Annotated in this window: 1 pseudogene; it reads left to right on the top strand. The window is 42.1% G+C overall.

Going from position 1 to position 1,433, the window contains the following annotated elements:
* The first annotated feature begins 108 nt into the window (after positions 1-108).
* Positions 109-1,304 (top strand): annotated as a pseudogene (locus BT112_RS11105) (IS256 family transposase).
* Positions 1,305-1,433: the final 129 nt, after the last annotated feature.

Genomic DNA, 1,433 nt, shown 5'->3' with positions numbered 1-1,433 from the left:
GGTAGCATCTCATAAACTGTGTAAATAGGAAATATCGAGGGTCATGACCCTCGATATTTTTTTATTAATCTTGCCTGTCGGCAGACAGGTTTTAAATTTTACACAGTAATGCAAAAAGACGATTTTTTATCCGATGAGTTTTTAAAGCAGTTCAAGACTGGCGAAGAACTCAACAATTTTTTAAAGCAGATTCAGAAGCGGGGTATCGAAAAGATGCTTGAAGGAGAACTTGATGGCCATTTAGGCTATGAAAAATACCAAACATCCGATAATCCTAACACCCGTAATGGCTATTCCAACAAGAAAGTACGGACTTCCTTTGGTGAATCTGAGATCCAGGTTCCCAGAGATCGGGACGGCTCTTTTAACCCGATGATTGTTCCTAAACGGGATAGCATGGTCGATGGTATCGAAAATGTCATTGTCTCTCTCTATGCCAAAGGGATGAGTAATAGTGATATTGAAGAGCAGATCAGGGAGTATATAATTTTGAGGTGTCTACCTCTACCATATCCCGGATTACCGAAAAGGTATCGGCCGATATTGTGGCCTGGCAGAACCGCCCTTTAGAGCCTGTTTATCTGATCGTATGGATGGACGGTATTGTCTTTAAGGTTCGGGAAAACTCCAAGGTGATCAATAAAACCGTTTATATCGCTGTCGGCTTGCGCAGGGATGGCAAAAAAGAAGTCTTGGGGCTCTGGTTGGGTAAGAACGAATCGGCGGCCTTCTGGATGAGTGTCCTCACGGATATCAAAGCCAGGGGAACCGAAGACATCCTTATTACAGCCACCGATAACCTCAATGGTTTTACCGATACCATCAAAAATGTATTCCCGGAGTCTAAGACCCAGATCTGTGTGGTCCACCAGATCCGCAATGCTTCCAGGTATGTGGTGTGGAAAGACAAAAAAGCCTTCACAGCGGATATGAAGCATATTTACAACGCCCCCAACCAAGAGGCAGCCAAAGCCGCTTTGGAAGACTTTGCCAACAAATGGGACAGTAAATACTCCTATGCTGTAAAAAGCTGGAGAGATAACTGGGAGGATCTCACTGTGTTTTTTGAGTTTCCCCTGGAGATCAGAAAAATCATCTATACCACCAATCTTATTGAAAATCTCAATGGGAAAATCAGAAAGTATACCAAAAACAAATTATCCTTCCCAACGGATGAAGCTGTGATGAAATCTGTATATTTGGCCATAAGGGAGGCCACTAAAAAATGGTCCATGCCCATTAGGCACTGGGGCATTGTCTTAAATCAGTTCCTGACCATCTATGAAAAAAGGGTCAGACTTTAAGTAAAAATCCAACCCTCGGTATTTTTAGTTTACACACTTTATGGGATAGTGTCTAATATTCCTTGATAGTCCATATGGACTGCCCTGTGAATCCTAATACAAGATACAATTTTGAAAGCAATTCACAAC

The sequence above is a fragment of the Sinomicrobium oceani genome, from assembly GCF_900119185.1.
Lineage (GTDB): Bacteria > Bacteroidota > Bacteroidia > Flavobacteriales > Flavobacteriaceae > Sinomicrobium > Sinomicrobium oceani.
The sequence above is the reverse complement of the archived record's forward strand: the minus strand, read 5'-3'. Positions and strand labels throughout refer to the sequence as shown.